Genomic DNA, 21,459 nt, shown 5'->3' with positions numbered 1-21,459 from the left:
GCCCGGCTCACGCCGTCACCGTCGTCCGGCTCAGGCCGCGAGCAGCTTGCGCACCCGGTCCGCCCCCACCGCGAGCAGCAGGGTGGGCAGCCGCGGCCCGGTGTCCCGCCCGACCAGCAGCTGGTAGAGCAGCGCGAAGAACGCCCGCTGGGCGACCTTCAGCTCCGGCGTCGGCTTGGCGTCCGCCGACAGCCCCGCCTGGAGCTTCGGCACGCCGTAGACCAGCGTCGTCAGCCCGTCGAGCGACCAGTGCTCGTCCAGCCCGTCGAGCAGCAGCCGCAGCGACTCGCGCTCGGTCTCGCCGAGCGAGGCCAGCAGCTCGGTGTCCGGCTCGTCCCGGACCCGGGTGCGCTGCTCGGCCGGGACCTGGGTGGTGATCCAGCGCTCGGCCCGGTCGAGCCGCGGCCGGGTCTCGTCCAGGGACGTCACCGGGTTCGCCGGGTCCAGCTCGCCGAGGATGCGCAGCGTCTGCTCGTCGTGCCCGGTGGTGATGTCCACCACGGAGGCGAGCATCCGGTACGGCAGCGGGCGCGGGGTGCGGGGCAGCTCACCGCCGGCCGTGCGGGTCGCACGGCTGTACGCGGCGGCGTCCGCGGGCTGCGCCGAACCGTCGTTGATCTTGCGCTCCAGGGCGTCCCACTCGTCGTAGGTGCGCTGGATCTCCTGATCGAAGGCGATCTTGAAGGACTGGTTCGGCCGACGGCGCGCGTACAGCCAGCGCAGCAGCGGCGCCTCCATGATCTCCAGCGCGTCGGCCGGGGTCGGCACGCCGCCCTTGGAGGAGGACATCTTGGCCATGCCGCTGATGCCGACGAACGCGTACATCGGGCCGATCGGCTGGTCGCCGCCGAAGACCTCGCGCACGATCTGCCCGCCGACCACGAACGAGGAGCCGGGCGAGGAGTGGTCGACGCCGGAGGGCTCGAAGACGACGCCCTCGTACGCCCAGCGCATCGGCCAGTCGACCTTCCAGACCAGCTTGCCGCGGTTGTGCTCGCTGAGCAGCACGGTCTCGCCGTGGCCGCAGGCGCAGGTGTAGGTCAGCTCGGTGGTCTTGTCGTCGTACGAGGTCACGGTCGTCAGATCGCGCTCGCAGACCGAGCAGTACGGCTTGTACGGGTAGTACCCGGCGCCGCCCGCGCTGCCGTCGTCCTCGGCGGCCGCGCCCGAGCCCTCGGCGGCCTCCAGCTCGGCCTCGTCGACCGGCTTCTGCTGCTTCTGCTGCTGCTTCTTCGCGTCCTTCGCGCCCGGCTTGTCCTTCGTGCGGTACCGGTCGAGGACGGCGTCGATCTGCTCGCGGTGGTGCATCGCGTGCAGGATCTGCTCGCGGTAGGCGCCCGAGGTGTACTTCTCGGTCTGGCTGATGCCGTGGAACTCGATGCCCATCGCACTCAGCGCCTCGATCATCGGCGCCTTGAAGTGCTCGGCCCAGTTCGCGTACGAGGATCCGGGCGGGGCCGGGACGGAGGTCAGCGGCTTGCCGATGTGCTCGGACCAGGACGGGTCGACCCCGGCCGGAACCTTCCGGTACCGGTCGTAGTCGTCCCAGGACAGGATGTGGACGCAGTCGTATCCACGGCGCCGGATCTCGTCGGCGACCAGGTGTGGCGTCATGACCTCGCGCAGATTGCCGAGGTGGATCGGGCCGGACGGGCTGAGGCCCGAGGCGCAGACGATCGGTTTGCCGGGCGCGCGTCGCTCCGCCTCGGCAATGACCTCGTCGGCGAATCGGGAGACCCAGTCGGTCTCGGTGCTCTGAGCCACGGTCGGCACTTCCTTCCTTGCGGTCATGGCACCGACCATTGTCCCAGACGGAGGAGGGGCGTCCGGGGTTGCCCACAGGTTGTCGTCATCCACGTCCGGAGTTATCCACAGCCGTCCACAGCCCGGAGAAAGGGTTGGACGGCCCATGAAATACTGGGGTGGCCAGATTGGTAACCCAGCCCTCTATAGGAACGGCACCTCACCCATGGCCTCGGTCCCCTCCCTTGCCGCTTCGGTCCACCAGCGCGTCGCGAACGCCCTCACGGCTGCCCTGCCGGAGGCCGCTTCCGCGGACCCGCTGCTGCGACGAAGCGACAGGGCCGACTTCCAGGCCAACGGGATGCTGGCGCTGGCGAAGCAGCTGAAGGGGAATCCGCGCGAGCTGGCGGCCAAGGTCGTGGAGCGCCTTCCGGTCGCCCCGTCCTCCGCCGACCCCGACTCGGTGATCGCCGACATCGAGGTCTCCGGCCCCGGCTTCCTCAACATCACCGTCGCGGACTCGGCCATCACCGCGACCCTCGCCGCGCGCGCCGCCGACGACCGGCTCGGCGTCCCGTTCGCGGCGGACGCGGGCACGACCGTGATCGACTACGCCCAGCCGAACGTGGCGAAGGAGATGCACGTCGGCCATCTGCGCTCGGCGGTGATCGGCGACGCGGTGGTCAAGATCCTGGAGTTCACCGGCGAGAAGGTGATCCGGCGCCATCACATCGGCGACTGGGGCACCCAGTTCGGCATGCTCATCCAGTACCTGATCGAGCACCCCCACGAGCTGGACCACAAGGACGCCTCCTCCGGCGAAGAGGCGATGTCCAATCTGAACCGGCTCTACAAGGCGGCGCGCGCGCTCTTCGACTCCGACGCGGAGTTCAAGGAGCGGTCCCGGCGGCGGGTGGTGGACCTCCAGGCCGGGGACGAGGCGACGATCGCCCTGTGGCGGAAGTTCGTGGACGAGTCGAAGATCTACTTCTACTCGGTCTTCGACAAGCTCGACATCGAGATCCATGACCCCGACGTGGTCGGCGAGTCCGGTTACAACGACATGCTGGCCGAGACCTGCCGCCTGCTGGAGGAGTCCGGCGTCGCGGTCCGCTCCGAGGGCGCGCTGTGCGTCTTCTTCGACGACGTCAAGGGCCCGGACGGCAACCCGGTGCCGCTGATCGTCCAGAAGTCCGACGGCGGCTTCGGCTACGCGGCCACCGACCTCTCCGCGATCCGCGACCGGGTGCAGAACCTCCAGGCCGACACCCTGCTGTATGTGGTGGACGCCCGGCAGTCGCTGCACTTCAAGATGGTCTTCGAGACCGCCCGCCGGATCGGCTGGCTGAACGAGAAGGTGCACGCCGTCCAGCTCGCCTTCGGCACGGTCCTCGGCAAGGACGGCAAGCCGTTCAAGACCCGTGAGGGCGAGACGGTCCGGCTGGAGGACCTCCTGGACGAGGCCACCGAGCGGGCCGCGGCCGTGGTCCGGGAGAAGAGCGAGAAGCTCGGCCTCACGGAGCCGGAGATCCAGGAGCGCGGCGGCCAGGTGGGCATCGGCGCGGTGAAGTACGCCGACCTGTCCACCTCCGCCTCCCGCGACTACAAGTTCGACCTCGACCAGATGGTCTCGCTCAACGGCGACACCTCCGTCTACCTCCAGTACGCGTACGCCCGCATCCAGTCGATCCTGCGCCGCGCCGACGAGACGCAGTCCCCGGCGCCCCACCCGGAGCTGCCGCTGGCCCCCGCCGAGCGGGCGCTGGGCCTGCACGTGGACCAGTTCGCGGAGACGCTGGCCGAGGTGTCCGCGTCGTACGAGCCGCACAAGCTGGCCGCGTACCTCTACCAGCTGGCCTCCCACTTCACGACCTTCTACGACCAGTGCCCGGTCCTGAAGGCGGAGGACGGCCCGACCCAGGTCGAGAACCGGCTCTTCCTGTGCGACCTGACCGCCCGCACGCTGCGGCAGGGGATGTCCCTGCTGGGCATCCGGACGCCCGAGCGCCTCTGAGCGCTCCCGTACGCTCCCGTACGCCCGCGCGCGGCGGTCCCGGTCATGGCGACCGGGACCGCCGCGCGGCTGTTCACGGCACTTCCAGTGGTTACGGTGCCTCCGGCGCTTCCTCCGGCGCCGGGCAGGACACATCGCGCACCGGCCGTTCGCCGCGCACCAGGTAGTCCGTCACCGCGCGGTCCGCGCAGGAACTGCCGTACGGGGCAGGGACATAGGCCGCGCCGTGGCCCGTGGTGTCGACGGTGACCATCCGCGCCCGGTCGCCGTAGGCGCGGCGCAAGTTGAGCGCCCCGCTGTACGGCGTGGCGACGTCGTAGCGGTCCTGGACGAGCAGGACGTTGGACGGGCCCCGGTCGGTGATGCGGACCGGCTTGTCCTGGGGCTTGTACGGCCAGAAGGAACACGGCGTGATGTTCACCGGCATCCCCGCGGTGAGCGGGTGGGAGGCGCGACTGGCGGCGACGTCACGGGCGTAGCCGGGGATCGACGTCGGCCACTCCACGTCGTTGCAGAGGGTCGCGAAGGACACGGCCGCGGTGTCCTGCGGCAGGTCCGGCGGCGCCGCGCCGGGCACCTTGCCGTCCTCCGCGTCCTTGACGAGCCGGGCCAGCCCCTCGAACTGGCCCCGGGAGTACAGGGCGGTCAGGACGCTCTGGCGGAACACATTGCCGTTCAGCACGGGCGGGTTGGCGCCGTCCCAGCGCAGGGGCTCGGCGTCCAGCCGGGCGGCCAGGTCGAGGACGCGGCGGCGCACCCCGGCGGGGGTGTCGGCGAGGCGGCCGGGGCTGCCGGGGGCGGAGGCCCACGTGGCGAAGGCGGGGAAGGTGTCCTCGGCGCCGACCGCGAAGTTGGCCAGCCAGCGGCGCTCCACCTGCGTCGGGTCCGGGTCGTCGTTGCTGTCCAGCACCCAGCGGTCGGTGCGCTCCGGATACAGCTGCGCGTACACGGAACCCACGTACGTCCCGTACGACCTGCCCCAGGCCGACAGTTTCCGCTCGCCGAGCGCCCGGCGGATGCTGTCGATGTCGCGCGCCTCGTTGACGGTGCCGAGGGTGGGCAGCAGGTCGCCGCCGTTGCGGGCGCAGGTGTCGGCGATGCGCCGGGCGGTGGTGACGTTCTCCGTGATGTCTCCGTCGGCCGCGGGCCAGGGGCGGGTGGTGGCCAACGACCGGTCCCCGGCCGCCAGATCACAGCTCGCGGACGTGGAGCGACCCATTCCGCGCGGGTCGAAGCTGACGAGGTCGTAGGCGTCCCGCACCGACTGCGGGAGCCGTTTGCCGACGGTGGACGGTCTGTTCAGGCCGGGCTCCCCGGGGCCGCCGGGGATCAGCAGCAGCGTGCCGCGGCGGGCGTCCGGCCGCTCGCTGCGGACGCGGGAGACGGCGAGCGTGATCCGCTTCCCGTCCGGGTCGCGGTAGTTCAGGGGTACGTCGAGCGTGGCGCATTCCTGGCGGGCGTCGTGGCCGGTGCCGTCGCACGCCCCCCAGCTGAGTGCGCTGGTCGCCTCGGCGGGGGACACGGTGGTCAGGACGGAGGCGGTGGCGGCGACGGCGAGGGCCAGCGCGGCGGTCTTGCCGGTCATCAGTGGCATGGGGACGAGCCTGTCCGAACCGGACGCGCGGGCCCATCCGGTCACCCGGCCGGTGGGCGCTGCGGATAACCCCCCTTGGGGCGGCCCCGACCGTACCCTTTGCGACAGATTCTCCGATTGGAGACAACCTCCGGACCCCGCGGCCCGTCAAACCTCATGCATCATCCGTCAATCGAGACACTGGGGGTAAGACATGCGACGGTGGGGAACCTCGCTCGCCGCGATCGTGCTGGCAGGCGCCGGACTGGCGGTGACGGCCGGAACAGCGGAAGCGGCGCAGGCCACCGGTGCGGGCACGGCCGCGGCGTGCGCTACCGGCTGGGGCAGCGGCGAGAAGACGGCGCCCTCCGGCAACTACAAGCCGCTGGAGAACATCAGGACCGGTCAGCACCAGTGCTTCGACCGCATGGTCTTCGACGTGAAGGGCGCCACCGCCGCCGACCAGGTGCGCTTCAACGTGCGCTACGTCGACGCGCTGTACCAGGACGGCTCCGGGGACCCGATCCCCGTGAACGGCGGGGCGATCCTGGACATCCGGGTGGGCGCGCCCAGCTACGACTACGAGTCGGGGCACAGCACGTACCCGGGCAAGGCCCGGCAGCCGCTGCCGGGCGTGAACGTCTCCGGCTACCAGACCTTCCGGGACACCCGCTACGGCGCCAGCTTCGAGGGCGACACCCAGGTCGGCCTCGGTGTGCGGGCCCGGCTGCCGTTCCGGGTCTTCCAGACGGACGGCAAGGTGATCGTGGACGTCGCCCACTCCTGGACCGCCGCCCGCTGAGCCGGGCTCACGTCCGCTGAACCGGGCTCAGGCCCACTGAGCCGGGCTCACGTCCGCTGAGCTTCGCTCACGTCACGACGTCCATGCGCTGCGTCCCCACGACCGACCGCAGCCGCAGCGCCTCCTCCGACGGGTCGCCGTCGGACCGGGGTCGGCGGTGTAGATGACCACGTGCTGGTCCTCGTCGGGAACGATCAGGATGTCGCAGTGGAGCGTGAGCGAACCGACCACGGGGTGCCGCATCACCTTGCGCAGATGGCGCGCGACCGGCACCTCGTGGGACGCCCACACCCGGGCGAAGTCCTCGCTCCCGTCCACCAGTTCCGCGACGAACGCGCGGATCCCCGGGTCGTCCGGATGGCGGGCGGCCGCACCGCGCGGCTGCCCGACGGCGGCCATCTCTTGCTTGTCCACCCCTCAAGCGTGCGGGGGCGGTTGCCGGCGCAGCAAGGTACTGACGATGCCTGGCTGAGGCGCGCGGAGCACCGCAGGCTGAGCCGCATGAACGACACGAAACCTCTCACCGGCCTCCTCACCGACAAGGTCACCCTGATCACCGGCGCCGGACGCGGCATCGGCGCCGCCGCGGCGCGGCTCTTCGCCCGGGAGGGCGCGAAGGTGGTCCTGGCCGCACGCACCGAATCCGAGCTGAAGGCCGTGGCCGAGGAGATCCGGGCGGCGGGCGGCACCGCCGACCATGTGGTGTGCGACCTGGCCGACCCGGCGAGCGTCCGCGGCGCCGTCGACACGGCGGTACGGCTGCACGGCCGCCTGAACGCCGCCTTCAACAACGCGGGGGCGGTGCAGACGGTGGCCCCCGTGGCGGACCTTCCGGAGGACGACTTCGACCTGGCCGTCACGGTCAACTTCAAGGGCACCTGGCTGGCCATGGCGGCCGAGATCGCCGCGATCCGCGCGACGGCGGGCAGCGGCTCGATCGTCAACAACAGCAGCGTGGGCAGCCTCATGGCCAACCCGGAGCTGCCCGCGTACGGGGCCGCCAAGCGGGCGGTCAACAGCCTGACCGAATCCGCCGCCGTCACGTACGGCCCGGAGGGCATCCGGGTCAACGCCATCGCCCCCGGGACCCATATGACCGCCATGCTCGCCTCCTGGCAGGAGCGCAGCCCGGGGATCGTGGACCAACTCAACGCCCGCACCCCGCTGGGCCGCGCCGCCGAGCCGGAGGAGAGCGCGGAGGCTGCGGCCTGGCTGCTGAGCGACCGCGCGTCGTACGTCACGGGCGTGGTGCTGCCCGTGGACGGCGGCATGCGGGCGTGAGCGCGGCGGCAAGCGGGCGTGAGCGCGAGCCCCAAAGAGGTCAGCGCAGCGCCGCATCCACCGTCGCCGGGTCGAACAGGGCGTCGGCGACCATGTGGGCCGCGCCGGTGACGCCCGCGCGGGTGCCCAGCGGGGACAGGACGACGCGCAGGTCGCGGGTGGCCAGCGGCAGGGACCGCCGGTAGGTGACCTCGCGGATGCCCGCGATCAGGTGTTCCTGGGCGTGGGCGAGCCCGCCGCCGACGACCAGGATGGACGGATTGAGGAGGCTGACCGCGTCGGCGACGCCCTGGCCGAGCAGGCGGCCCGCCTGCCGCAGCAGCCGTACGGCGTCGCCGTTGCCGGAGCGGACGAGGGCCACGACGTCGTCGGTGGTGGCGACGTCGTGCCCGGCGGCGGTGAGATCGCGGACCAGGGCCCAGCCACCGGCCAGGGCCTCCAGGCAGCCGGAGTTGCCGCAGCGGCAGACGGGGGCGTCGGGGGAGGTCTCGTCGAGGCCGGGGGCGGGGATGTGGCCGATGTCGCCCGCGGCGCCCTGGGAGCCGTGGTGGAGCGCGCCGCCGAGGACGAGGCCGGAGCCGATGCCGGTGCCCGCCTTGACGAAGAGCAGATGGCGGCGGTCGGGCCAGTTGACCCGGTGTTCGCCGAGGGCCATCAGGTTGGTGTCCTTGTCGGCGAGGACCGGGCAGTCGTAGCCGCCGCGGAAGAAGTCCGGCACGGTGTAGCCGTCCCAGCCGGTCATGATGGGCGGGCTGACGACGCGTCCGGTGCCCGCCTCCACCGGGCCGGGCACCCCGATGCCGATGCCGCGCACCCGGTCGGCCGGTTCGCCCGCGTCCTTCAGCAGCCGCCGGAAGTCGGCGGCGACCTGCCCGAGCACCACGTCCGGGCCCTCGGCCACGCTGAGGTCGCGGCGGTGCGAGACGAGGACGTCGCAGCCCATGTCGGCGAGCGCGGTGTGCACGTGGCTGCCGCCGATGTCGGCGAGGAGCAGCACCCCGGCGTCGCGGCGCAGCCGGAAGGAGCCCGCGGGGCGGCCGCCGGTGGAGTCGGCCGCGCCGGACACCTCCAGATAACCGGCCTCGCCCAGCGCCTCCAGCCGGGTGGCCATGGTGGAGCGGGACAGTCCGGTCGCGGCCATGAGCTGGGCCCGGGTGGTGGCCCGGCCGCCGCGGATGAGCGCCAGCACCGCCCCTGGGCCCGTCGGATGCGCCTGACCTGCCGAGACCGCCTCCGCCACTGGGCCCTGTCCTCCGTGTTCACGCTCTGTTCGGTACCGCCCACACCGTACCGCCCTTTACGACCGAACCCAAGCACACTTATGTATTGCTCTCACGCAAAAGATGCGTAACATCAGGCAGGCATCACGCACGCAACGACGCGGAGGGACCTCGATGAACGACCTCGGAGTGCACGCCCTGGTGTGGACCGGCGACTGGACGCCCGAGGGCGCCCGGACCGCCGCGGCCCGCAGCCGCGAGGCCGGATACGACCTGGTCGAGATCTCCCTCCACGACCCGGAGCTGGTCGACGTGAAGGACACCCGTCAGGTCCTCGCCGACCACGGCCTGCGTGTCGCCTGCTCCCGCGGCCTCTCCTTCGACTCCGACGTCTCCTCCGACGACCCGGACACCGCCGCCCGCGGCGAGGCGCTGCTGCGCCAGGCCCTGCGCATCACCCACGACCTCGGCGGCGACTGCTTCGGCGGGGTGCTCTACAGCGCCCTCGGCAAGTACGGCCGCCCCGCCACCGCCCGGGGGCGCGAGCACGCCGTCCAGGCGCTGCGCCGACTGGCCGCCGAGGCGGACGGCCTCGGGGTGACGCTCGGCCTGGAGGTGGTCAACCGGTACGAGACCAACGTGGTCAACACCGCCCGCCAGTGCCTGGACCTGATCGACGAGATCGGTGCCGACAACGTCCTGGTCCACCTGGACACGTACCACATGAACATCGAGGAGCAGGACTTCTCCCGCCCCGTCCGCGCCTGCGGCGACCGCCTCGGCTACGTCCACATCGGCGAATCCCACCGCGGCTACCTCGGCTCCGGCACCATCGACTTCCCCGCCTTCTTCCACGCCCTCGCCGACATCGGCTACCAGGGCCCGATCACCTTCGAGAGCTTCTCGTCGGCCGTCGTCGCCCCCGGCCTCTCCCACGACCTCGCCGTCTGGCGGAACCTGTGGTCCGACGGCCCGGACCTCGCCGCCCACGCCCGCTCGTACATGGCCGACCAGATCAAGGCCGCACACGCCCGCACCGCCGCCTGACGCCCACCGCCGCCTGACGCCCACCGCGGCCTGACGCCCGGACCCGCCCCAGCACGGAAAGCGCCCCGCCATGACTCCCCAGCAACTCCTCGACCGCGCCCGGCGCCTGGCCGACTCCGGCCGCCGCCGGCTGCTCGGAATCGCCGGACCGCCCGGGGCCGGCAAGACCACCCTCGCCGAGTACCTGGTCGGCGCGCTCGGCCCCGACCGCGCGGTCCTGGTCCCGATGGACGGCTTCCACCTCGCCGACGTCGAGCTGCGCCGCCTCGGTCTGCTGGGCCGCAAGGGCGCCCCGGAGACGTTCGACCCGTACGGCTTCACGGCGCTGCTGCGGCGCCTGAAGGAGCCGCGCCCCGGCGAGCCGGTGTACGCGCCGGGCTTCGAACGCGAACTGGAGCAGCCCATCGCGGGCTCCATCCCGGTCGCCCCGGACGTCCCGCTCGTCATCACCGAGGGCAACTACCTGCTGCTGGACGACGCGCCCTGGCGCCCGGTCCGCGCACTGCTGGACGAGACCTGGTGGGTCGAGCTGGACACCGAGGAGCGGGTACGACGGCTGATCGACCGCCATGAGCGGTTCGGCAAGGAGCCCGCCGAGGCCGAACGCTGGGTCCTCACCACGGACGAGGCCAACGCCCGCCGCGTCGCCCCCGGCCGCGAGGCCGCCGACCTCGTCATCGGCTTCACCGCCGACCCAGGCGAGACCGGTCCCGGGCAGACTGGGCCAGGGGAGACGCGGACATGACCGGCACCCTGAGCCTCGGGGCCGTCGACTGGTTCCTGCTCGCCGTCTACTTCGGCGCGATCATCGCCATCGGCCTCTACACCAAGCGCGCCGTCCGCACCACCGGCGACTTCTTCCTCGCCGGGCGCTCCATGCCCGCCTGGATCACCGGCCTCGCCTTCATATCCGCCAACCTCGGCGCCCTGGAGATCATCGGCGGCGCGGCCAACGGCGCCCAGTACGGGGCCGCCGCGGTGCACTTCTACTGGCTCGGCGCGATCCCCGCGATGGTCTTCCTCGGCGTCGTGATGATGCCGTTCTACTACTCGACGCGGGTGCACAGCGTCTCCGAATATCTGCGCCGCCGCTTCAACAACCAGACCCACCTGCTCAACAGCGTCGTCTTCGCCGTCGCGCAGATGCTGCTCGCGGGCGTCAACCTCTTCGCGCTCGCGCTGATCGTCAAGCTGCTGATCGGCTGGCCGCTGTGGCTGTCCATCGTGCTGTCCGCGGTCTTCGTCCTCGCGTACATCACCCTGGGCGGGCTGGCGGGCGCGATCTACGGCGAGGTGCTCCAGTTCTTCGTCATCCTCGCCGGGCTGATCCCCATCGTCGTCATCGGCCTCCACACCGTCGGCGGCTTCGGCGGCCTGAAGGACGCCGTCCAGGACCCCACCCTGCTGCACACCTGGCAGGGCACCACCCCCGGCCACTGGACCAACCCGCTCGGCGACTGGATCGGCCTCGCCATGGGCGAGGGCTTCGTCCTCGCCTTCGGCTACTGGACCACCAACTTCGCCGAGGTGCAGCGCTCGCTCGCCGCCAAGGACCTCAACGCCGCCCGCCGCACCCCGCTCATCGCGGCCTTCCCCAAGATGGCGCTGCCGCTGTTCACCGTGGTCCCCGGCATGGTCGCCCTGGTCATCATCCCCAAGCTGGGGAAGCCCGGCGGGCCCACGTACAACGACGTCATCCCCGAGATGATGCAGCGCTTCCTGCCGACCGGAGTCCTCGGCATCGCCCTCACCGGCCTGCTCGCCGCCTTCATGGCGGGCATGGCCGCCAACATCTCCGGCTTCAACACCGTGTTCACGTACGACATCTGGAAGCCGTACGTGGTGCGCGACCGCGACGACCGCTACTACCTCACCGCCGGGCGCTACGCCACGGTCGCGGGCATCGCGGTGAGCGTCGCGGCGGCGTTCGTCGCCTCCGAGTACAACAACATCCAGAACTACATCCAGCTCCTCTTCTCCTTCTTCAACTCGCCGCTGTTCGCGACCTTCCTGCTGGCGATGTTCTGGAAGCGGGTCACCCCGTGGGCCGGCTTCTGGGGCATGCTCTCCGGCACGGCCGCGGCCGCCGTCGCCCACCTCTCCGCCTACCACATCGGCTGGTTCTACCCCGGCGGCGAAGTCGGCCCGCACGACACCATCAACGCCCAGATGGCCAACTTCTACGGCGCCCTCTTCGCCTTCGTCGTGGACGCCGTCGTCACGATCGCGGTCACCTTCATCACCCAGCCGAAGCCGGAATCCGAACTCCGCGGCCTCGTCTGGGGCCTCCCCGACCCCGACTCCCCCGACGCCCACGAGGCGGCGGTGCGCCAGCCCTGGTGGAAGTCCCCGGTCGTCCTCGGCTGCATCATCCTGGCCCTGACGGCGGCCCTGAGCGTCTGGCTGGTCGTAGCGGTATGAATGGAGAGAACCCCATGCCCCCGGGAAAGACCTTCGACGTCCGCTGGCTCATCGCCGGACTCCTCGGCCTGTACGGCGCCGTCCTCACCGTCCTCGGCATCACCGACGGCCCCGCCGAACTGGCCAAGGCCGACGGCATCCGCATCAACCTCTGGATCGGCCTCGGCCTCCTGGCCGTGGCGGCCGCGTTCGGCGCCTGGGCAAAGCTCGCCCCACAGCGCCGCGACGACCCGTAGGCCGTGCGGATACGGAAGGGGCCGGTCCTGCCTGGCAGGACCGGCCCCTTCATGTGCGCAGAAAACCTACTCCCCGCGGTTCAGCCGCTGGGCGACCTCCGTTGCCCAGTAGGTGAGGATCATCCCCGCGCCCGCGCGGCGGATCGAGGTGAGGGATTCCATGATGGCGCGGTCGCGGTCGATCCAGCCGTTCGCGGCAGCCGCTTCGATCATCGCGTACTCGCCGGAGATCTGGTACGCGGCCACCGGGACGTCCACCGCGTCGGCGATGCGGTGGAGGATGTCCAGGTACGGGAGGGCCGGTTTGACCATGACCATGTCGGCGCCCTCGGACAGGTCCAGTTCCAGCTCGCGCAGGGACTCGCGGGCGTTGGACGGGTCCTGCTGGTACGTCTTGCGGTCGCCCTTGAGGGACGAGCCGACCGCCTCGCGGAACGGGCCGTAGAAGGCGGAGGCGTACTTGGCGGTGTACGCGAGGATCGACACGTCCTGGTGCCCGGCGCCGTCGAGGGCCTCGCGGATGACGGCGACCTGGCCGTCCATCATGCCGCTCGGGCCGACCGCGTGGACGCCCGCGTCGGCCTGGACGCGGGCCATCTCGGCGTAGCGCTCCAGGGTGGCGTCGTTGTCGACCCGGCCCTCGGCGTCCAGGACGCCGCAGTGGCCGTGGTCGATGTGCTCGTCCAGGCACAGGTCCGACATGATCACGAGGTCGTCGCCGACCTCGGCGCGCACGTCACGGATGGCGACCTGGAGGATGCCCTCCGGGTCGGTGCCGGGCGTGCCGACGGCGTCCTTCTTGGACTCCTCCGGCACCCCGAACAGCATGATCCCGCCGAGGCCCGCCGCGACCGCCTCGCTCGCGGCCTTCCGCAGGCTGTCCCGGGTGTGCTGGAGGACGCCCGGCATCGACTGGAGCGGCACCGGCTCGCTGACGCCCTCCCGCACGAACGCGGGCAGGATCAGCTCGGCCGGGTGCAGCCGGGTCTCGGCGACCATGCGCCGCATCGCCGGTGTCGTACGCAGCCGACGGGGACGGGCCCCGGGGAAGTTGCCGTACCTCGTGCTCAAGAGCGTGCCCTCCTTCGCGATCCGGGCCGTCGCTCGCTCGGGCGCGTGACCGGGTCCCCGGCCTCGACCGCGGCCTGGCGCCGCGCCGCGCCGAAGTCCGCGAGCGCCTCGGCCAGCTTGAGCACCGAGGGCTCGGGCGACAGCACGTCCACCCGCAGGCCGTGCTCCTCCGCGGTCTTCGCGGTGGCCGGGCCGATGCAGGCGATGACAGTGACGTTGTGCGGCTTGCCCGCGATGCCGACGAGGTTCCGCACGGTGGACGACGACGTGAACAGCACCGCGTCGAACCCGCCGCCCTTGATCGCCTCACGGGTCTCGGCCGGCGGCGGCGAGGCGCGCACGGTGCGGTACGCGGTGACGTCGTCGACCTCCCAGCCCAGCTCGATCAGCCCGGCGACCAGGGTCTCGGTGGCGATGTCGGCGCGCGGCAGGAACACCCGGTCGATCGGGTCGAAGACCGGGTCGTACGGCGGCCAGTCCTCCAGCAGCCCGGCCGCGGACTGCTCACCGCTGGGCACCAGGTCCGGCTTCACACCGAAGTCGATCAGCGACTTGGCGGTCTGCTCGCCCACCGCCGCGACCTTGATCCCGGCGAACGCGCGGGCGTCGAGCCCGTACTCCTCGAACTTCTCGCGCACCGCCTTGACCGCGTTGACCGAGGTGAAGGCGATCCACTCGTAGCGCCCGGTGACCAGGCCCTTGACCGCGCGCTCCATCTGCTGCGGGGTGCGCGGCGGCTCGACGGCGATCGTCGGCACCTCGCTGGGCACCGCGCCGTACGAACGCAGCTGGTCCGAGAGCGAGGCGGCCTGCTCCTTGGTGCGCGGCACCAGGACCTTCCAGCCGAACAGCGGCTTGGACTCGAACCAGGACAGCTGATCGCGCCGCTCGGCCGCGCCGCTCTCGCCGACGACCGCTATCACGGGCTGCGAGCCCTGCGGCGACGGCAGCACCTTCGCGGACTTCAGCACCTGTGCGATGGTGCCGAGCGTCGCCGTCCAGGTGCGCTGGCGGGTGGTGGTGCCCGCGACGGTGACCGTCAGCGGGGTGTCCGGCTTGCGGCCCGCGGACACCAGCTCGCCCGCGGCGGCCGCGACCGTCTCCAGGGTGGCGGAGACGACGGCCGTCGAGTCGGACGAGCCGACCTCGCTCCAGCAGCGCTCGTCGGCGGTGCGGGCGTCCACGAAGCGCACATCGGCGCCCTGGGAGTCCCGCAGCGGCACCCCCGCGTAGGCGGGCACGCCCACCGCGGACGCGACACCGGGGACCACCTCGAAGACGATGCCCTCGGCGGCGCACGCGAGCATCTCGTCGGCGGCGTCCCCGTCGAGGCCGGGATCGCCCGCGACGGCGCGGACGACCCGCTTGCCGCCGCGCGCGGCCGCCATGACAAGATTGGTGCTGTCCCGCAATACCGGGACCTCGGCGGTGCCTGACGACGCGTCAGGGTCCGCCTGCCCTGGCGTGCCCTGAGCTTCCGCGGCCACGCCCGGCCTGACGTGCGTACGTACCACGTCGAGCACGTGCGGATCGGCGATCAGCACGTCCGCGGCGGCCAGAGCCTCCACGGCCCGCAGCGTCAGTAGGCCCGGATCTCCTGGGCCGGCACCGAGGAAGGTGACGTGCCCGCAGCCGGGGTGATTCGGGGCATTGGGGTTCAAAGTGCTCGCTCCCCCATAAGACCGGCCGCACCCTTGGCGAGCATCTCGGCGGCGAGTTCGCGACCGAGGTCCGCGGCCTGATCGGGCGACGCGGGTACGGGACCGGTGGTGGACAGCTGCACCAACGTCGAGCCGTCGGTCGTGCCGACGACGCCGCGCAGGCGCATTTCGGTGACAACCTGACCGTCGCCCAACAGGTCGGCCAGCGCCCCCACGGGTGCGCTGCAGCCGGCCTCCAGGGCGGCGAGCAGGGAACGCTCGGCGGTCACGGCGGCCCGCGTGCGCGGGTCGTCGAGTCCGGCGAGCAGGGCAGTCATCTCCGCGTCGTCCGCGGCACATTCGACTGCCAGAGCCCCCTGGCCGGGGGCGGGCAAAACATGGTCGGCGTCGAGGATCTCGGTCGCCTCGCCGATCCGCCCGAGGCGGCTCAGCCCGGCGGCGGCGAGCACCACGGCGTCCAGTTCACCGGAGCGGACGTAGCCGATCCGGGTGCCGACGTTGCCGCGGATCGGCACGGTCTCGACATCGAGCCCGAACGACCGCGCCCACGCGTTGAGCTGCGCGGCACGGCGCGGCGATCCGGTGCCTATCCGGGCGCCGGGCGGCAGCTGTTCGAAGGTGAGGCCGTCGCGCGCGATGAGCGCGTCGCGCGGGTCCTCGCGCCGCGGGATCGCGGCCAGGGTCAGGCCCTCCGGCTCGGCGGTCGGCAGGTCCTTCAGCGAGTGGACGGCGAAGTCGATCTCGCCGCTCAGCAGCGCCTCGCGCAGCGCCGAGACGAAGACGCCGGTGCCGCCGATCTGCGCGAGCTGCTCGCGCGAGACGTCCCCGTACGTCGTGATCTCGACCAGCTCGACGGGGCGTCCGGTCAGCTCGCGCACCGCGTCGGCTATCAGGCCGGACTGGGCCATGGCGAGCGCACTGCGGCGGGTCCCCAGCCGCAGCGGGGTGGCGGGGGCGGTGGTCATGCCCGGCCTCCCTTCGGGTCGTTCGGTTCGGCGGCGGCCGCCGGGCCCGAGCCGCTGGTGTCGGCCCGGCTGACGGCGGCAACCGCCTGGGGGTCGAGGTCGAAGAGCTCGCGCAGCGCGTCCGCGTAGCCCGCGCCGCCCGGAGTGCTCGCCAGCTCCTTGACCCGCACGGTGGGCGCGTGAAGCAGCTTGTCGACGACCCGGCGCACGGTCTGGGTGATCTCCGAGCGCTGCTTGTCGTCCAGATCGGGCAGGCGTCCGTCGAGCCGGGCGATCTCACTCGCGACGACATCTGCCGCCATGGTACGCAGCGCGACCACGGTCGGCGTGATGTGCGCGGCGCGCTGGGCCGCCCCGAAGGCGGACACCTCGGCGGAGACGATTCCGCGGACCTTGTCGACGTCGGCGGCCAGCGCTACCGCGGACGACCCCGTGTCGTCGGAGGGGGTGGCGGCCGCCTCGGCGAGGGACTCGATGTCGACCAGCCGCAACCGCTCGATCCGGTGCGCCGCCGCGTCTATGTCGCGCGGCATCGCCAGGTCCAGCAGCGAGACGGTGGCGGCGTGCCCGGCGGAGGGGCAGCCCGCCCGCTGGGCGAGGGCGGTGCGCAGGTCGTCCTCGGTCAGCACCAGGCCGGTCGCGCCCGTACAGGAGACGACGATGTCGGCGTGCGGCAGCTCGTTCGCGACCCGGTCGCGCGGCACGGCGCGGGCGATCAGGCCGGGCCGCTGGTCCGGGGCGGCCTCGCGCGCGGCGTCGGCCGCGAGGTCCGCGACGGCGACGTCGGCGCCCAGCCCGGCGTGCTGGCCCGCGAGGGACTCGGCGAGCCGCAGGGCCCGCTCCAACGTCCTGTTGGCGATCACCAGTTCTGCCACACCGGCCCGCGCGAGGGTCGTCGCGGCCAGCGAGGACATCGACCCGGCGCCGATCACCAGCGCACGCTTCCCGGCCGCCCAATCCGGCACCGACTCGGTCCCGGCCAGCTGCTCCAGGCCGAAGGTCACCAGCGACTGCCCGGCCTTGTCGATCCCGGTCTCGCTGTGCGCCCGCTTGCCGACCCGCAGCGCCTGCTGGAAGAGGTCGTTCAGCATCCGGCCCGCGGTGTGCAGCTCCTGCCCGAGCGCGAGCGCGTCCTTGATCTGGCCGAGGATCTGGCCCTCTCCGACGACCATCGAGTCCAGCCCGCAGGCCACCGAGAAGAGGTGGTGGACGGCCCGGTCCTCGTAGTGGACGTAGAGATACGGAGTCAGCTCGTCCAGGCCGACACCGGTGTGCTGGGCGATCAGGGTGGACAGTTCGGCCACTCCGGCGTGGAACTTGTCCACATCGGCGTACAGCTCGATCCGGTTGCAGGTGGCCAGCACCGCGGCCTCGGTGGCGGGCTCGGCGGCGAGCGTGTCCTGCAACAGCTTCGCCTGCTCGTCCCCCACCAGGGCAGCGCGCTCCAGCACGCTCACGGGCGCGCTGCGGTGACTCATTCCGACGACGAGGAGACTCATGCCGGCATCACGGCGGGCACATCCCCGTCAGGTCCCTGCCGATTGCCGTCGCCACTGTGGCCACCGGTGCCGCCGGACCCACCGGCGGCAGGGCGGTGCGAGGCGGCGGCGGACGGCTTGGGCGTCGTCGCGACACCCGGCTCGCCGGTTCCGGCCGTCTCCCGCTCGGGAGGGGTGGCCTCCTCGCCCGCCTTGCGCTGCTCGTGGAAGGCGAGGATCTGTAGCTCGATGGAGAGGTCGACCTTACGGACGTCCACACCCTCCGGAACGGACAGCACGGTGGGCGCGAAGTTGAGGATCGAGGTGATCCCGGCCGCCACGAGCCGGTCACAGACCTGCTGGGCGGCGCCGGCCGGGGTGGCGATGACGCCGATCGAGACCCCGTTGTCGTCGATGATCTTCTCGAGCTCGTCGGTGTGCTGCACCGCGATGCCCGCGACCAGCTTCCCGGCCATCGCCGGATCGGCGTCGATCAGCGCGGCGACCCGGAAGCCACGGGAGGCGAAGCCGCCGTAGTTGGCGAGCGCGGCGCCGAGGTTACCGATACCGACGATCACGACCGGCCAGTCCTGGGTGAGGCCGAGCTCCCGCGAGATCTGGTAGACGAGGTACTCCACGTCGTAGCCGACACCCCGGGTGCCGTACGAGCCGAGGTACGAGAAGTCCTTGCGCAGCTTGGCCGAATTGACCCCGGCGGCGGTCGCGAGTTCCTCGGAGGACACCGTGGGCACCGAGCGCTCGGAGAGCGCGGTCAGGGCGCGCAGATACAGCGGTAGCCGGGCGACGGTGGCCTCGGGGATTCCTCGGCTTCGGGTCGCCGGTCGGTGAGTTCGGCCAGTTGCCACGGTGCTCCTGCGGGTAGAGCGGGGCTGCGGGCGGCCGGCTGGCGTGACGCCGCCCCATCGACAGCAGGCTATGTCTTTGTGAACGCGTGCACAAAGATGGTGTCCGCTTTGTCCGAGCAAAGTGACCGGTGTCACGCGCCTTTTCGACCTGGCCACGGAACCACCACCAGCGTCGCACCGTTCCCCGTGGGCGCGCACGCACCGCGGAGACGCCGAGGGGAGCACGGGCTCTCACTCCTCACCGTTTTACCCCCGGACAGCAACAAATCGCCCACGATGGTAAACCGACCCGGGCCCCACCGCCGAACTGATCGCCCCGCCCCGGACGGGGCCGGGCATGATGGGGGGCATGAGTCCGCTGTTGCGCCGTAGCCCCCGCAAGAAGCCCAGCGAGCGCACGGTGACGCTGATCGGCAAGCCCGACTGTCACCTCTGCGAGGACGCCGAGGCCGTGATCGAGAGGGTCTGCGGCGAGCTGGGCACCCCGTGGGAGAAGAAGGACATCACCCAGGACGAGGAGCTGTACCGGAAGTACTGGGAGCAGATCCCGGTGATCCTGGTCGACGGCGCCCAGCACGACTTCTGGCGGGTCGACCCCAAGCGGCTGCGCGCCGCCCTCGGCGGCTGAGGCGCGGCTGAGGGGCGGCTGACAACGGACATCCGCACCCGCATCCCTTTCGCGTAACCTGAATCCGCTCGACACCGGGGCGTAACGGGAAGCTCCGAGGGCGTGGCTATGCTCGCTCCATGGCCGCACTGGGATGGTTCACCCGACGTCGACAGCCCGCCACCGAGCGGAGTGTCCTCGCCGGAGAGGCATCGGCCGAGGCGGCGCGCAAGTCGTCGGCCGAGACTGCCCCGCCACAGACCGCCGCCGAGCCGGAGTTCCCCGTCGTCGGGGACGAGCAGGCGGCCGCCTTCTTCGACCTGGACAACACGGTCATGCAGGGCGCCGCGCTCTTCCACTTCGGCCGCGGCCTCTACAAGCGGCATTTCTTCCGCAAACGCGAGCTGGCCCGCTTCGCCTGGCAGCAGACGTGGTTCCGGATGGCGGGAGTCGAGGACCCGGCCCACATGGAGGACGTGCGCAGCAGCGCGCTGTCGATCGTCAAGGGCCACCGGGTCGCCGAGCTGATGTCGATCGGCGAGGAGATCTACGACGAGTACATGGCCGACCGCATCTGGCCCGGTACCCGCGCCCTCGCCCAGGCCCACCTGGACGCCGGGCAGCGGGTGTGGCTGGTGACCGCGGCCCCCGTCGAAACCGCCACGATCATTGCCCGGCGGCTGGGGCTGACCGGGGCGCTGGGGACGGTGGCCGAGTCCGTCGGCGGCGTCTACACCGGCAAACTGGTCGGCGAACCGCTGCACGGCCCCGCGAAGGCGGAGGCCGTACGCGCGCTGGCGGCGGCCGAGGGGCTCGACCTGAGCCGCTGCGCGGCGTACAGCGACTCCTCCAACGACATCCCGATGCTGTCGATCGTCGGCCACCCCTACGCCGTGAACCCCGACGGGCAGCTGCGCAAGCACGCCCGCGAGCGCGGCTGGCGGCTGCGCGACTACCGCACCGGCCGCAAGGCGGCCCGCATCGGCATCCCGGCCGCGGCCGGGGTGGGCGCGGTGGCAGGCGGCACGGCGGCCGCCGTGGCCCTCCACCGCCGACGCCGCTAGACACCATTCGCCCCAGGGGCACCTCCTGCCCCTGGAGGCGTCCCCATCACCGTGACCCACCGTCGCCGTACGAGGGTGACCGGGCATGCCCGCCCTTGACCGATCGTCGCGCTGCGTGACGGCATGGGCAGTGATACGGACGGTCATCGGACGACCGCGCCCGTCCCGTTTCAGACAATCCGCGTTTGCTGCCCCATAGCGCCCTCGCCAGTCCCCTTACCGCCGGTTTGTCACAACACGCCATATCAGCGCTCAACCAACGAAGCTTTCCGATCAACTCCCATACTGCATTCGACACTTGATCCGTCATCAACCCATAACGAAGCAGACGGAAACGATGATTTGAGCAACTGGGTGTAGCGCCGCCTATACGAAGCGTTATTCTCCTTAGACGCAAACCGGTACCCACGCGTCCCTACGGCGGGTGAACGGTCCCGTACTGCACGTGATGGAAGCTCTGCCTCTGGGAGTCCCGTGTACCCACACGTCGGGGTTGACGCCTCGGGCCTGGCTACGCTGCGCGCAACGGTCCTCGACTGTCTGCGCGGCTTCGTCCCCACCGCGTATGCCGTCCCCGCCCTCGCCCTCGCCTCGCCCGTGCCCGCCGGTGCGGCCGGTCCCGCCCGTCCCGCCGGTCCTTCCGACGGCACGGTCAGCCGGTCCGGTACCGCCAGTCCCTGCTATGCGCTCACGGACGGCGGCGCGGCGGTCGGCAGACGTTCCCGCGGCTCCACCTCCACCGCCCGACGGCCCGGCGCCGACAGCGACAGCCGCCGGATGATGGACCTCGTGGAGCGCGCCCAGGCGGGCGAGGCCGAGGCCTTCGGCCGACTCTACGACCAGTACGCCGACACGGTGTACCGCTACATCTACTACCGGGTCGGCGGCCGGGCCACGGCCGAGGACCTCACCAGCGAGACGTTCCTGCGCGCCCTGCGGCGCATCGGGACCTTCACCTGGCAGGGCCGCGACTTCGGCGCCTGGCTGGTGACGATCGCCCGCAACCTCGTCGCCGACCACTTCAAGTCCAGCCGCTTCCGGCTGGAGGTCACCACCGGCGAGATGCTCGACGCCAACGAGGTCGAGCGCAGCCCGGAGGACTCCGTCCTGGAGTCCCTCTCCAACGCGGCGCTGCTCCAGGCGGTGCGAAAACTCAACCCGCAGCAGCAGGAGTGCGTGACCCTGCGCTTCCTCCAGGGCCTCTCGGTCGCCGAGACCGCCCGCGTCATGGGGAAGAACGAGGGCGCGATCAAGACCCTTCAGTACCGGGCCGTGCGCACCCTGGCGCGGCTGCTGCCGGACGACGCCCGCTGACCCCGGGAAGCGCGGGCGCGACGTGTGGTCCGATCATCGGGAGGGCGTAACCCCTGTGCTGCGCCGCTCGTTGTGGGAGGTGCAGGCGCCTCGCGG

19 protein-coding genes are annotated in these 21,459 nt (G+C 71.8%); 10 read left to right on the top strand and 9 right to left on the bottom strand.

Features of this window, described 5'->3' with window-relative positions; translation table 11 throughout:
• Positions 1 to 30: 30 nt before the first annotated feature.
• On the bottom strand, positions 31 to 1,791 hold the full coding sequence (gene lysS / locus HYQ63_RS24145; protein WP_179935826.1) for a lysine--tRNA ligase: 1,761 nt from the start codon (positions 1,789 to 1,791) through the stop codon (positions 31 to 33).
• Between the two features lie 178 nt (positions 1,792 to 1,969).
• Between lysS and argS the strand changes: the two genes are divergently transcribed.
• Complete coding sequence (gene argS / locus HYQ63_RS24140) at positions 1,970 to 3,757, top strand: arginine--tRNA ligase (RefSeq protein WP_179935825.1); 1,788 nt, start codon at positions 1,970 to 1,972, stop codon at positions 3,755 to 3,757.
• Between the two features lie 91 nt (positions 3,758 to 3,848).
• Here the strand turns inward: argS and HYQ63_RS24135 are convergent, their stop codons facing one another.
• Positions 3,849 to 5,351, bottom strand: a complete 1,503-nt coding sequence (locus HYQ63_RS24135) for an alpha/beta hydrolase (RefSeq protein ID WP_179935824.1) — start codon at positions 5,349 to 5,351, stop codon at positions 3,849 to 3,851.
• Between the two features lie 193 nt (positions 5,352 to 5,544).
• Between HYQ63_RS24135 and HYQ63_RS24130 the strand changes: the two genes are divergently transcribed.
• Complete coding sequence (locus HYQ63_RS24130) at positions 5,545 to 6,132, top strand: hypothetical protein (RefSeq protein ID WP_179935823.1); 588 nt, start codon at positions 5,545 to 5,547, stop codon at positions 6,130 to 6,132.
• 72 nt (positions 6,133 to 6,204) lie between these two features.
• Here the strand turns inward: HYQ63_RS24130 and HYQ63_RS24125 are convergent, their stop codons facing one another.
• Complete coding sequence (locus HYQ63_RS24125; protein WP_257232052.1) at positions 6,205 to 6,546, bottom strand: hypothetical protein; 342 nt, start codon at positions 6,544 to 6,546, stop codon at positions 6,205 to 6,207.
• 87 nt (positions 6,547 to 6,633) lie between these two features.
• On the opposite strand from HYQ63_RS24125, the gene HYQ63_RS24120 reads away from it, so the two are divergent.
• The gene (locus HYQ63_RS24120) at positions 6,634 to 7,413 is read left to right on the top strand and encodes an SDR family NAD(P)-dependent oxidoreductase (protein WP_179935822.1); all 780 of its coding nucleotides are present in this window, start codon (positions 6,634 to 6,636) and stop codon (positions 7,411 to 7,413) included.
• 40 nt (positions 7,414 to 7,453) lie between these two features.
• Here the strand turns inward: HYQ63_RS24120 and HYQ63_RS24115 are convergent, their stop codons facing one another.
• Positions 7,454 to 8,653, bottom strand: coding sequence for an ROK family transcriptional regulator (locus HYQ63_RS24115; RefSeq protein ID WP_257232051.1), 1,200 nt, complete (start codon positions 8,651 to 8,653; stop codon positions 7,454 to 7,456).
• 154 nt (positions 8,654 to 8,807) lie between these two features.
• Here HYQ63_RS24115 and HYQ63_RS24110 point away from each other — a divergent pair, with 154 nt between their 5' ends.
• From HYQ63_RS24110 to HYQ63_RS24095, 4 genes are all read left to right on the top strand, one after another.
• Positions 8,808 to 9,680 carry a sugar phosphate isomerase/epimerase gene (locus tag HYQ63_RS24110; protein WP_179935821.1) on the top strand — a complete coding sequence of 291 codons (873 nt, stop codon included), beginning with the start codon at positions 8,808 to 8,810 and terminating at the stop codon, positions 9,678 to 9,680.
• 70 nt (positions 9,681 to 9,750) lie between these two features.
• The gene (locus HYQ63_RS24105) at positions 9,751 to 10,425 is read left to right on the top strand and encodes a nucleoside/nucleotide kinase family protein (protein WP_179935820.1); all 675 of its coding nucleotides are present in this window, start codon (positions 9,751 to 9,753) and stop codon (positions 10,423 to 10,425) included.
• Positions 10,422 to 12,101, top strand: a complete 1,680-nt coding sequence (locus HYQ63_RS24100; protein ID WP_179935819.1) for a sodium:solute symporter family protein — start codon at positions 10,422 to 10,424, stop codon at positions 12,099 to 12,101. The genes HYQ63_RS24105 and HYQ63_RS24100 overlap by 4 nt, the downstream gene beginning before the upstream one ends.
• Before the next feature lie 14 nt (positions 12,102 to 12,115).
• Complete coding sequence (locus HYQ63_RS24095) at positions 12,116 to 12,337, top strand: hypothetical protein (protein WP_179935818.1); 222 nt, start codon at positions 12,116 to 12,118, stop codon at positions 12,335 to 12,337.
• Positions 12,338 to 12,403: 66 nt separating this feature from the next.
• Here the strand turns inward: HYQ63_RS24095 and hemB are convergent, their stop codons facing one another.
• The 5 genes from hemB to HYQ63_RS24070 are packed head-to-tail and all read right to left on the bottom strand — an operon-like array spanning position 12,404 to position 18,378.
• Positions 12,404 to 13,408: a porphobilinogen synthase gene (hemB, locus tag HYQ63_RS24090; protein ID WP_179935817.1), complete on the bottom strand. Its 1,005-nt coding sequence runs from the start codon at positions 13,406 to 13,408 to the stop codon at positions 12,404 to 12,406.
• Complete coding sequence (locus HYQ63_RS24085) at positions 13,405 to 15,069, bottom strand: bifunctional uroporphyrinogen-III C-methyltransferase/uroporphyrinogen-III synthase (protein WP_179935816.1); 1,665 nt, start codon at positions 15,067 to 15,069, stop codon at positions 13,405 to 13,407. Before HYQ63_RS24085 ends, hemB begins: the two co-directional genes overlap by 4 nt.
• The gene (gene hemC, locus HYQ63_RS24080) at positions 15,066 to 16,034 is read right to left on the bottom strand and encodes a hydroxymethylbilane synthase (protein ID WP_179935815.1); all 969 of its coding nucleotides are present in this window, start codon (positions 16,032 to 16,034) and stop codon (positions 15,066 to 15,068) included. Before hemC ends, HYQ63_RS24085 begins: the two co-directional genes overlap by 4 nt.
• Positions 16,031 to 17,533, bottom strand: a complete 1,503-nt coding sequence (locus HYQ63_RS24075; RefSeq protein WP_179935814.1) for a glutamyl-tRNA reductase — start codon at positions 17,531 to 17,533, stop codon at positions 16,031 to 16,033. The genes hemC and HYQ63_RS24075 overlap by 4 nt, the downstream gene beginning before the upstream one ends.
• Entirely contained in the window at positions 17,530 to 18,378 is an 849-nt protein-coding gene (locus tag HYQ63_RS24070; protein ID WP_179935813.1) for a redox-sensing transcriptional repressor Rex, read from the bottom strand. Before HYQ63_RS24070 ends, HYQ63_RS24075 begins: the two co-directional genes overlap by 4 nt.
• A 349-nt stretch (positions 18,379 to 18,727) precedes the next feature.
• Here HYQ63_RS24070 and HYQ63_RS24065 point away from each other — a divergent pair, with 349 nt between their 5' ends.
• The 3 genes from HYQ63_RS24065 to HYQ63_RS24055 all read left to right on the top strand — a co-directional run bounded on the left by HYQ63_RS24065 (position 18,728) and on the right by HYQ63_RS24055 (position 21,363).
• Complete coding sequence (locus HYQ63_RS24065) at positions 18,728 to 19,006, top strand: glutaredoxin family protein (RefSeq protein ID WP_123101055.1); 279 nt, start codon at positions 18,728 to 18,730, stop codon at positions 19,004 to 19,006.
• A 119-nt stretch (positions 19,007 to 19,125) separates the two neighbouring features.
• A complete protein-coding gene (locus HYQ63_RS24060) occupies positions 19,126 to 20,049 on the top strand; it encodes an HAD family phosphatase (RefSeq protein WP_123101054.1) in 924 nt (307 codons plus the stop codon).
• Between the two features lie 474 nt (positions 20,050 to 20,523).
• Entirely contained in the window at positions 20,524 to 21,363 is an 840-nt protein-coding gene (locus tag HYQ63_RS24055) for an ECF subfamily RNA polymerase sigma factor, BldN family (RefSeq protein WP_123101053.1), read from the top strand.
• Positions 21,364 to 21,459 lie beyond the last annotated feature (96 nt).

Source organism: Streptomyces sp. Rer75, assembly GCF_013414305.1.
Classification (GTDB): domain Bacteria; phylum Actinomycetota; class Actinomycetes; order Streptomycetales; family Streptomycetaceae; genus Streptomyces; species Streptomyces himastatinicus.
The sequence above is the reverse complement of the archived record's forward strand: the minus strand, read 5'-3'. Positions and strand labels throughout refer to the sequence as shown.

Coding starts and splice junctions, on each gene's coding strand:
- lysS (WP_179935826.1), bottom strand. CDS start 1,791: ATGACCGCAAGGAAGGAAGTGCCGACCGTGGCTCAGAGCACCGAGACC.
- argS (WP_179935825.1), top strand. CDS start 1,970: ATGGCCTCGGTCCCCTCCCTTGCCGCTTCGGTCCACCAGCGCGTCGCG.
- HYQ63_RS24135 (WP_179935824.1), bottom strand. CDS start 5,351: ATGCCACTGATGACCGGCAAGACCGCCGCGCTGGCCCTCGCCGTCGCC.
- HYQ63_RS24130 (WP_179935823.1), top strand. CDS start 5,545: ATGCGACGGTGGGGAACCTCGCTCGCCGCGATCGTGCTGGCAGGCGCC.
- HYQ63_RS24120 (WP_179935822.1), top strand. CDS start 6,634: ATGAACGACACGAAACCTCTCACCGGCCTCCTCACCGACAAGGTCACC.
- HYQ63_RS24110 (WP_179935821.1), top strand. CDS start 8,808: ATGAACGACCTCGGAGTGCACGCCCTGGTGTGGACCGGCGACTGGACG.
- HYQ63_RS24105 (WP_179935820.1), top strand. CDS start 9,751: ATGACTCCCCAGCAACTCCTCGACCGCGCCCGGCGCCTGGCCGACTCC.
- HYQ63_RS24100 (WP_179935819.1), top strand. CDS start 10,422: ATGACCGGCACCCTGAGCCTCGGGGCCGTCGACTGGTTCCTGCTCGCC.
- HYQ63_RS24095 (WP_179935818.1), top strand. CDS start 12,116: ATGCCCCCGGGAAAGACCTTCGACGTCCGCTGGCTCATCGCCGGACTC.
- hemC (WP_179935815.1), bottom strand. CDS start 16,034: ATGACCACCGCCCCCGCCACCCCGCTGCGGCTGGGGACCCGCCGCAGT.
- HYQ63_RS24075 (WP_179935814.1), bottom strand. CDS start 17,533: ATGAGTCTCCTCGTCGTCGGAATGAGTCACCGCAGCGCGCCCGTGAGC.
- HYQ63_RS24065 (WP_123101055.1), top strand. CDS start 18,728: ATGAGTCCGCTGTTGCGCCGTAGCCCCCGCAAGAAGCCCAGCGAGCGC.
- HYQ63_RS24060 (WP_123101054.1), top strand. CDS start 19,126: ATGGCCGCACTGGGATGGTTCACCCGACGTCGACAGCCCGCCACCGAG.